The organism is Actinomadura keratinilytica (assembly GCF_039539665.1).
Lineage (GTDB): Bacteria > Actinomycetota > Actinomycetes > Streptosporangiales > Streptosporangiaceae > Spirillospora > Spirillospora keratinilytica.
Genome location: NZ_BAABDO010000073.1, coordinates 25,834 through 35,134, shown reverse-complemented (window position 1 = coordinate 35,134; position 9,301 = coordinate 25,834). Strand labels below are relative to the sequence as shown.

Annotated in this window: 7 protein-coding genes; 2 read left to right on the top strand and 5 right to left on the bottom strand. The window is 73.4% G+C overall.

Features of this window, described 5'->3' with window-relative positions; all coding sequences use genetic code 11:
* Positions 1-829, top strand: an 829-nt coding sequence (locus ABD879_RS21400) for an ABC transporter permease (RefSeq protein ID WP_345023293.1), incomplete at its 5' end; no start/stop codon positions are given.
* Between the two features lie 109 nt (positions 830-938).
* Here the strand turns inward: ABD879_RS21400 and ABD879_RS21395 are convergent.
* From ABD879_RS21395 to ABD879_RS21375, 5 genes are all read right to left on the bottom strand, one after another.
* Positions 939-3,443, bottom strand: coding sequence for an ABC transporter permease (locus tag ABD879_RS21395; protein ID WP_345023292.1), 2,505 nt, complete (start codon positions 3,441-3,443; stop codon positions 939-941).
* Positions 3,440-4,234: an ABC transporter ATP-binding protein gene (locus ABD879_RS21390; RefSeq protein ID WP_345023291.1), complete on the bottom strand. Its 795-nt coding sequence runs from the start codon at positions 4,232-4,234 to the stop codon at positions 3,440-3,442. Before ABD879_RS21390 ends, ABD879_RS21395 begins: the two co-directional genes overlap by 4 nt.
* A gap of 375 nt (positions 4,235-4,609) precedes the next feature.
* Positions 4,610-5,290, bottom strand: coding sequence for a response regulator (locus ABD879_RS21385; protein ID WP_345023290.1), 681 nt, complete (start codon positions 5,288-5,290; stop codon positions 4,610-4,612).
* 271 nt (positions 5,291-5,561) lie between these two features.
* Positions 5,562-6,740 (bottom strand): sensor histidine kinase, encoded by a 1,179-nt coding sequence (locus ABD879_RS21380; RefSeq protein WP_345023289.1) that lies wholly within the window; start codon positions 6,738-6,740, stop codon positions 5,562-5,564.
* A 195-nt stretch (positions 6,741-6,935) separates the two neighbouring features.
* Positions 6,936-7,823 carry a RecB family exonuclease gene (locus tag ABD879_RS21375; RefSeq protein WP_378272744.1) on the bottom strand — a complete coding sequence of 296 codons (888 nt, stop codon included), beginning with the start codon at positions 7,821-7,823 and terminating at the stop codon, positions 6,936-6,938.
* Between the two features lie 283 nt (positions 7,824-8,106).
* Between ABD879_RS21375 and ABD879_RS21370 the strand changes: the two genes are divergently transcribed.
* Complete coding sequence (locus tag ABD879_RS21370; protein ID WP_345023287.1) at positions 8,107-9,300, top strand: site-2 protease family protein; 1,194 nt, start codon at positions 8,107-8,109, stop codon at positions 9,298-9,300.
* Position 9,301 lies beyond the last annotated feature (1 nt).

Here is a 9,301-nt window from a genome sequence, read left to right as displayed (position 1 = left end):
CCGCGACCGCGCCGCGGCGGCCGCGCTGGCCGCGCTGGCGCTGCTGGTGGCGTTCGCCGCCGCCGCGCCGCTGCTGGAGCACTGGACCGGCCACGCCGCCGGCCGCGGCTACCCGGCGACCGGCCTGGACGCCTCGGGGCGGCCGGTGCCGCCGTCGGGGGAGTTCTGGCTCGGCGCCGACGCCCTCGGCCGCGACGTGCTCGTCCGCGCCGTCTACGGCGCGCGCGTGTCGCTGCTGGTCGGGGTGGCCGCGACGGCGCTGGCGACGCTGCTGGGCACGGCGGCCGGCACGGCGGCGGGCCTGCTGGGCGGCGCCGCCGACGCGCTGCTGGGCCGCCTCGCCGACATCGTCCTGTCCTTCCCGTACCTGCTGGTCGCGATCGTGGTGGCGACCACGTTCGGCGGGGGACTGGCCACGACGGTGTGCGTGATCGCCGTGTTCTCCGCGGCGGCGATGGCGCGGGTGGTGCGGGGGCAGGTGCTGGCGATCCGCGAACAGGAGTACGTGCAGGCGGCGCGGGCCCTGGGCGCCGGCCCGCTGTGGATCATGACGGTGGAGGTGGCGCCGAACCTGGCGGCGCCGGTGACGGCGCTGGCGGCGCTGCAGGTGCCGCAGGCGATCGTGCTGGAGTCCACGCTGACGTTCCTGGGCGCGGGCGCCGACCCGTCCACGCCCAGCTGGGGCGGGATGCTGGCCGAGGCGCAGGACTACTACCAGACGGCGTGGTGGTTCCTGCTGGTGCCGGCCGGGCTGCTGCTGGCCGCCACGATCGCGTTCACCGTGCTGGGCGACGCCGTGCACGCCGCCCTCAGCCCGCGCCGCACATGACACCGGACATGACGCCCGACACGGCACCGGAGAAGACGCCGGAAAAGGCGAAGGGCGCCCCGCGCGGCCGCAGCCGCACGGGACGCCCGCCCCGCTCGACCGGCGAGGGTCACTCGGTGGAGATGGCCTTCAGCACGTCCATGCGCCCGGCGCGCCACGCCGGCCACACCGCCGCCACCACCCCGATCACCGCGGCCACCACCAGGTAGACCGCCAGGGTCCCGGCCGGAATGCTCAGCTCGGTCAGCCCCTGGCTCTCCAGGGCCTGCTGCAGCGCGGCGCCGAACACCACGCCGATGGCGATGCCGAGCACCGCCCCGAACACCGCGATCACGATCGACTCCAGCCGGATCATGCGGCGCAGCTGCCGCCGGTCGGTGCCGATGGCCCGCAGCAGCCCGATCTCCCGGGTGCGTTCGATCACCGACAGCGCCAGCGTGTTCACCACCCCGACCGCCGCGATGATCACCGACATGACCAGCAGGATGGTCAGGAACGTCACGAACCCGTCGACCTGCTCGGCGGCCTGGTCCTTCAGCGCGGTGCGGTCCTGCACCTTGACGTTGGGGTAGTCGGCCAGCGCGCGCTCCACCGCCTGCTTGACGGCCGCGCCGCCGTCCGCCGCCTCGACGACGACGCCCTGCACCCGCGGCCGGGGAGTGTGCGCCAGGTACGCCTGCTGCGCCACCACCCGCGCCCCGAGCAGGGCGTTCTCGGCGTACACGCCGACGACCCGCAGCCGCTCGACCTTGCCGTCGGGGAACTGCACCGGCACGACGCTGCCGACCGTCCACTTGTTGCCGTCGGCGGTGTCCTCGTCGACCAGCATCCCGTCGCGGCCCAGCGCCGTCCCACCGGACACCACCTTCAGGTTGGAGCCCCGCGCCAGCGCCGCGACGTCGCCCGCCACGTAGTAGGCCCGCTTGCCGTCGAACTTGGCCTGCCCCAGGTAGTACGCGGTGGCGGCCGTCACGCCGGGCGCCGCGGCGACCTTCCCGGCGACCTCGGTGCCCATGCCGCCCGCACCGGTCGGTGCCACCACCAGGTCGGCGGCGAACTGCCGGTCGATCTGCGCGTCCACCGACGTCCGCATCGACGCCCCCAGCACGTTCACCGCCGTGATCAACGCCAGGCCGATCATGAGGGCGGCGGCGGTGGCGGCGGTCCGCCGCGGGTTGCGCAGCGCGTTCTGCCGCGCCAGCCGCCCCGGCGCGCCCATCAGCCGCGCGAACGGCGCGCCCAGCACCCGCACCACCGGCACGCTGATCACCGGGGCGAGCATCGCGACGCCGAGGAACACCAGCAGCGCCCCGACCCCCACCGGGATCACCGGCCTGCCGCCGCCGCCGGCCAGGCCCAGCCCGATCAGCGCCGCGCCCGCCGCGGTCAGCAGCGACCCCAGCGCCACCCGCACCCGCAGCGACCGCTGCGGCAGCGCCACGTCGTCGCGCATCGCCGCCACCGGCGGCACCTTCGCGGCGCGCCGCGCCGGGAAGTACGCCGACACCACCGTCACCAGGATCCCCACCGCATACGACCAGATCACCGGGGTGGCGGTGAACACCAGCCCGCCGCGGTCCTCACCCATGAACTGGGCGTTCAGCAGCGCCGCCAGGCCCGCGCCCGCGGCCAGGCCCAGCGTCGACCCGACCGCGCCGACCGCGACGGCCTCACCCACCACCGCGCGGGTGATCTGCGGGCGGGCCGCGCCGATCGCACGCAGCAGCGCCAGCTCCCGGGTGCGCTGGGCGACCAGCATGGAGAAGGTGTTGAAGATGATGAACGCCCCGACGAAGATCGAGATCAGCGCGAACACCAGCAGGAACGTGCGGAAGAACCCCATGAACGCCGCGACGTCGCTCTTGGCGTCCTCCCGCAGCTGGGTGCCGGTGATCGCCTCGTACCCGGCGGGCAGCACCCGCGCGACCCGGTCCCGCAGCTCGGTCTCGCTCGGCCCGGCCGAGCTCAGCTGGATGTCGCTGAAATAGCCGGGACGGCCCAGCAGCCGCTGCGCGGTGGGCGTGTCGAACGCGGTGATGGTGGCGCCCATCATGCCGCCGGCGTCGAACACCCCGACCAGCCGCATCCGCTGCGGCGGCCCCTGCGTGGCGATCTTGACGGTGTCGCCGACGCGCAGCCCCGCCTTGTCGGCGGTGTCGGCGTCCAGCACGAACTCGCCCGAGCCGCGGGGCGCCCGCCCGGAGGTCAGCTCGTAGTCGCCGCCGGGCACCCAGTTGACGCCCAGCTGCGGCGGCCCCTCGCTCTCCGCCCCGACGATCTTGCCGTCGCGGCCGACGACGGCGGCGTACCCGGTGACGTTGCCGGTGACGTCCTTGACGCCGTCCACCTTGCGCAGCGTCTCCACCAGCGACGCCGGCACCGGCAGCGCCTGCGTCCCGTCGTCCATCGGATCGTCGACGGCCTTCTTGGCCCGCACGTCCACGGCGACGTTCCTGCCGATGCTGTCGAACAGGTCGTCGAACTGCTTGTTCATCGTGTCGGTGAAGATCAGCGTGCCCGACACGAACGCCACACCGAGGATCACCGCGACCGCGGTGAGCACCAGGCGGATCTTGTGCGCCGCCAGGTTGCGCAACGTGACCCGGAGCATCATCGCGCGGCCACTCCCGGCAGGTCGAAGCCCTTCATCCGCTCCAGCACCCGCTCGGCGGTCGGCTCGGTCATGGTGTCGACGATCCGCCCGTCCTGCAGGAACAGCACCTGGTCGGCGTAGGCGGCGGCGGACGGGTCATGGGTGACCATCACGATCGTCTGGCCCATCGAGGTCACCGAGTCGCGCAGGAACGACAGCACCTCCGCCCCGGACCGCGAGTCCAGGTTCCCGGTCGGCTCGTCCGCGAAGATGATCTCCGGTCGGGACGCCAGCGCGCGGGCGCACGCCACCCGCTGCTGCTGCCCGCCCGACAGCTGGTTGGGCCGGTGCTTGAGCCGCTGCCGCAGCCCCACGGTGTCGATCACCCGGTCCAGCCACTCGCGGTCGGGGCGGCGCCCGGCGATGTCCATCGGCAGGGTGATGTTCTCCAGCGCGGTCAGCGTCGGCACCAGGTTGAACGCCTGGAAGATGAACCCGACCTTGTCGCGCCGCAGCCGGGTCAGCTGCTTGTCGCGCAGCCGGGTCAGCTCGACGTCACCGATGAAGACCTGCCCGGAATCCACCGAGTCCAGGCCCGCCATGCAGTGCATCAGGGTGGACTTGCCCGACCCCGACGGCCCCATGATCGCGGTGAACCGGCCGCGCGGGATGCCGACGGTCACCGCGTCCAGCGCGATGACCTTGGCGTCACCGGACCCGTAGACCTTGGCGATCTGCTCTGCGCGCGCGGCGAAGTCGCCCGCCCCGGGCGCGTCGAACGCGTCGGCGGTCGATGGGGCGGTGTTCGTCACGTGAACTCCCCTGTCTGAAGATGGAACGCGGAATCGAAGGAGACGGCGAGGAGACGGCGCGGCGGACACCGAGCCGGGCCGTCTCGGCGGCGGCGTCGAGCTCCCCCGTCGATCGCCGCCACTAGAACAGTAGATGCCGCAAACGCCTGGAAGATGACACTCGGGCAGGGAATCGGGGCTCCCTCCTCGGCAGGAGGACCCCACCCCCGGCTCGTCCTACCGGAGTAGGACACCTTCGCCACAGGGGAGGGGGGCCTCAGGGCCCGCATCAGGGCGTCCCTCAGGGACGCCCTCGGGGACGACCACGCCGACCTGCACCAAGACCCCCGCGGCCGCCCCCACACGGGCCCGGTGACGGCCCTACGGGCGGCGCGGTCAGTTCTGCCCGGGACGGCTCAACCCCGTCTCATAGGCGTACACCACCGCCTGCACCCGGTCCCGCAGACCCAGCTTCGCCAGCACGTTCCCCACATGCGTCTTCACCGTGGTCTCACTGACCACCAGCTCCGCGGCGATCTCCGCATTCGACAGCCCCCGCGCCACATGCGTCAGCACCTCGCGCTCCCGGTCGGTCAGCGTGTCCAGCCCCGGCGGCGGCGCCGACTCCTGCACCGACGGCAGCCGCGTGGCGAACTTGTCCAGCAGCCGCCGCGTCACGCTCGGCGCCACGATCGCGTCCCCCGCCGCCACGATCCGGATCGCCTGCACCAGATCCTCCGGCGGCGAATCCTTCAGCAGGAACCCGCTGGCCCCCGCCCGCACCGCCTCGATCACATACTCGTCCAGGTCGAACGTCGTCAGGATCAGCACCCTCGGATCGTGCGAGGCCGCCCCGTCGCGCACGATCCGCCGGGTCGCCTCGATCCCGTTCGTCCCCGGCATGCGGATGTCCATCAGCACCACGTCCGGCAGCAGCGACCGGGTCAGCTCCACCGCCGCGGCGCCGTCCCCCGCCTCGCCCACCACCGCGATATCGGACTCCGCCTCCAGGATCAGCCGGAACCCCGTCCGCAGCAGCGGCTGGTCGTCCACCAGCAGCACCCGCACCGCGCTCATGACCTCGCCCCGACCCTGCGTCCCGCGTGCCGGCTCACGCTCATCCACCTGCTCCTCGACTCACCGCCCGGCGCCCTCGCCGCCGAGCCCCTGCACCGTCCCCGGCCCCGACCGCACGGCCGCGACCACACGGCCGCCCACGGCCGCCCGGGGGCGACATGGGGGCGGCACGGGGGGACGCCGTCCCCGCCACACCGCCGACCGATCACCGACCGACCGGCGACCGATCACCGACCGACCGGCGACCGAACACCATCGACCGCCGACCAATCTACGCCTTCAACGGAAACCGGGCCCGCACCCCGAAACCGCCCCCCACCCGCGGCCCGATCCGCAGCTCACCGCCGAACAACGCCACCCGCTCGTACATCCCCACCAGACCATGACCCGGCTCGTCCCGGTTGTCCGCCATGATCGTCGCAGTGCCGCGCCCGTCGTCCTCGATCTCCACCGTCAGATCCTCGTCGGTGTAGTACAACCGCACCCACGCCCGCGCCTGCGGCCCCGCATGCTTGAGGGTATTGGTCAACGCCTCCTGGATCAGCCGGAACGCCGCCACATCCACCCCCGGCGACAACGTCCGCGCCTCACCCTCGATCCACAGCTGCACCGACAGGCCCGTCTCCCGCACCTTGTCCAGCAGCTCCCCCAGATCACCCAGACCCGGCTGCGGCACCAGCTCCCGGCCCTCCTGCTCGCCGTCCCGCTCGGTCCGCAGCACCCCCACGATCCGCCGCATCTCGCTCAACGCGGTGCGCCCCACCTCCTCGATCGTGGTCATCGCCTCCCGCGCACTGCCCGGATCGCGATCCAGAATCCGCCGCGCCGCACCCGCCTGCACCGTCATCACGCTCACGTGGTGCGCCACCACGTCATGCAGCTCCCGCGCGATCCGCGACCGCTCCTCCACCCGCGCCGCCCGCGCATCGTTGCCGCGCACCCGCTCCAACCGCGCCGCCCGGTCCTCCAACTCGGCGTAGTACGCCCGCCGCACCCGCAGATTGCGGCCCAGCACCCACACCCCGACCAGCAGCGCATTGTCCGACAGGAAGAACAGCAACCCCAGATCGAACGGGTAGCCGACCATCACCCAGTTGTGCACCGCCAGCGCCAGCAGCCCGCCCAGGCAGCTGCGGGCCAGCGCCCGATGCGCCGCCACGCTGTACACGCCGACCAGGAACGCCACCGCGTCCGGCACGCTCGGCCGGTAGTCGCCCGCCGCCAGCCACACCTGCACCCCCGACAGGAAGCACAGCGTCGTCAGCGGATGCGTCCGCCGGAACGTCAACGCCATCGCCGCCGCCCCGACCAGCACCAGCTGCAACGCGTCCGGCCGGACGAACGCGCCGCTCAGCTCCGGCGGCAGCCGCTCCATGTACAACTGCGGCAGCCCCACCGCCAGCAGAACGACCGCCAGCAGCGCGTCGGCCGCCCGCGGACGCGCCTGCAACCAGGCACGGCAGCGGCGAACTCCACGGATGCGGGGTGACACGATTATCACCCTAGGAGGCCGCACCCGCCGCCGAGCCATCCTGGACGCGGATTCGCCGTCCTCCCCAAGGAGGAACCGCCCGCCTCACCCACCGCACGCGGTACACGCCACACGGCACACCGCCGCACCGCACCCGCCGGGCAGGCCCCGCCGTCACAGATCGCCGTGCTCGCGCAGCGACGACTCCAGATCCGCAGGGGACGGACGATCCACCGGCACCACCGGAAGCGGCGGGGGAGTACCCCCGAACTCCGGGCAGCGCACCTTGTGGTCGCACCAGTCGCACAGCCGGCTCGGCCGGTGCCGCCACTCACCGGTGTCCATCGCCCGCCGGATCGCCTGCCACAACGCCTCCACCTTGCGCTGCGTCGCCCGCAGATCCGCCTCGTCCGGCGCGTACCGCAGAATCTCACCGTTGCCCAGATACATCAGCTGCAGCAGCCGCGGCACCCGCCCCCGCAGCCGCCACAGCACCAGCGCGTAGAACTTCATCTGGAACAACGCCCGCGCCTCGAAGTCCGCACGCGGCGCCGTACCGGTCTTGTAGTCGACGATGCGCACATCACCCGACGGCGCCACGTCCACCCGGTCGATGAACCCGCGCAGCCGCAGCCCCGACTCCAGCACCGTCTCCACGAACACCTCGCGCTCGGCCGGCTCCAACCGCCGCGGATCCTCCAGCGTGAAATACCGCTCGACCATGCGGCGCGCCTGCTCCAGCCAGTCCGCCTCGCTCTCACCCGCCGCACCGCCGGCCGTGCCACCGGCCGCACCACCGGCCGTGCCACCGGACGAATCACCGGCGCCGTCGCCGTCCGGCGCGGCACGGAACAACTCCGCCAGCTCCGGCTCCTCGGCCACCAGCCGCTCCCACTGCGGCACCAGCATGTCCACCGCGGCCTGCACCGTACGCGCCTCGGTCGGCAGATCGAACAACCGCTCCAGCACCGCGTGCACCAGCGTCCCCCGCACCTGCGCCGGACTCGGCCGCTCCGGAATCCGATCGATCACCCGGAACCGGTACAGCAGCGGACACGTCATGAAGTCACCCGCCCGCGACGGCGACAGCGACCCCACCACCGCCACGTCCGCCGCGCCACCGCCCGCCTCCCGACCGGACTCCCGGCCGGACTGCCGATCCGGCGCGCGCCGCGGCGCCGGCGGAACCCCGGAAGACTGCGAGCTGGCTGGGCGATCGGCCTCGGCGGTCGTCATAGCCCAGCAGCGTAGGGGACACCCCCGACGAAATCCCGCACCCACCGCCCCCCACCGACCCCGCCGCCCGCCACACCCCCGGCACCGCCAGGGCCGTAGCATCGATGACGTGGCAGACAGCGCACCCCAGACCGAGGGAGAAACCGGCACCGGCGGCACCCCAGGCCCAGGCGGCGGCCACCGCGACCCCGGCCCCGGCCTCTACATCGGACGCCTCTTCGGCGTCCCCGTCTTCGTCTCGCCCAGCTGGTTCCTCGTCGCCGTCGTCGTCACCATCATGTTCGAGGGCCAGGTCAACGCCGTCGTCGCCCGCCCCGCCAGCTTCGCCGTCGCCTTCACCTACGCCGTCCTCCTCTACGGCTCGGTCTTCGTCCACGAACTCAGCCACGCCGTCACCGCCCTGCGCCTCGGCCTGCCCGTCCGCCACGTCACCCTGCACATCCTCGGCGGCGAAACCTCCATCGAACGCGAAGCCCCCACCCCCGGCCGCGAATTCCTCATCGCCTTCGCCGGCCCCCTCGTCAACCTCGTCCTCGCCGGACTCGGCATCCTGGCGCACCTGCTGCTGCCCCTGCCGCCCGTCGGCCTCCTGCTCACCGACGCCCTCACCTTCGCCAACCTGCTCGTCGGCCTGTTCAACCTGCTGCCCGGCCTCCCCCTCGACGGCGGCCGCCTCGTCCGCGCCGCCGTCTGGAAGGCCACCGGCCACCCCCGCAACGGCGCCCTCGTCGCCGGCTGGGTCGGCCGCGCCGTCGCCGTCGCCTGCCTGCTCGCCGGCGCGTTCCTCGCCACCTACCGCATCGACGGCACCGGCGGCGCCGCCTTCGGCTGGCTCGGCCTGCTCTGGTCGGCCCTCATCGCCTCCTTCATCTGGGTCGGCGCCGGCCAGGCCATCCGCGCCGAACGCGTCCGCGAACGCATCCCCCTCCTCGACGCCCGCCGCCTGGCCCGCCGCGCCACCCTCGTCACCGCCGAGACCCCCGTCTCCGAAGCCGTCCGCCGCGCCCACCACGACCACGCCGGCGCCCTCATCGTCGTCGACGGCGACGGCCGCCCCCGCGGCCTGGTCAACGAACAGGCCGTCCAGGCCACCCCCGAGCAACGCCGCCCCTGGATCTCCATCGGCGACCTGTCCCGCGGCCTGGAACCCGACCTCACCCTCCCCGCCGACCTCACCGGCGAAGACCTCATCGCCGCCCTCCGCCGCGCCCCCGCCACCGAATACCTGCTCCTGGAAGACGACGGACGCGTCTACGGCGTCCTCGTCACCGCCGACGTCGACCGCGCCTTCGCCGGAATCTGAC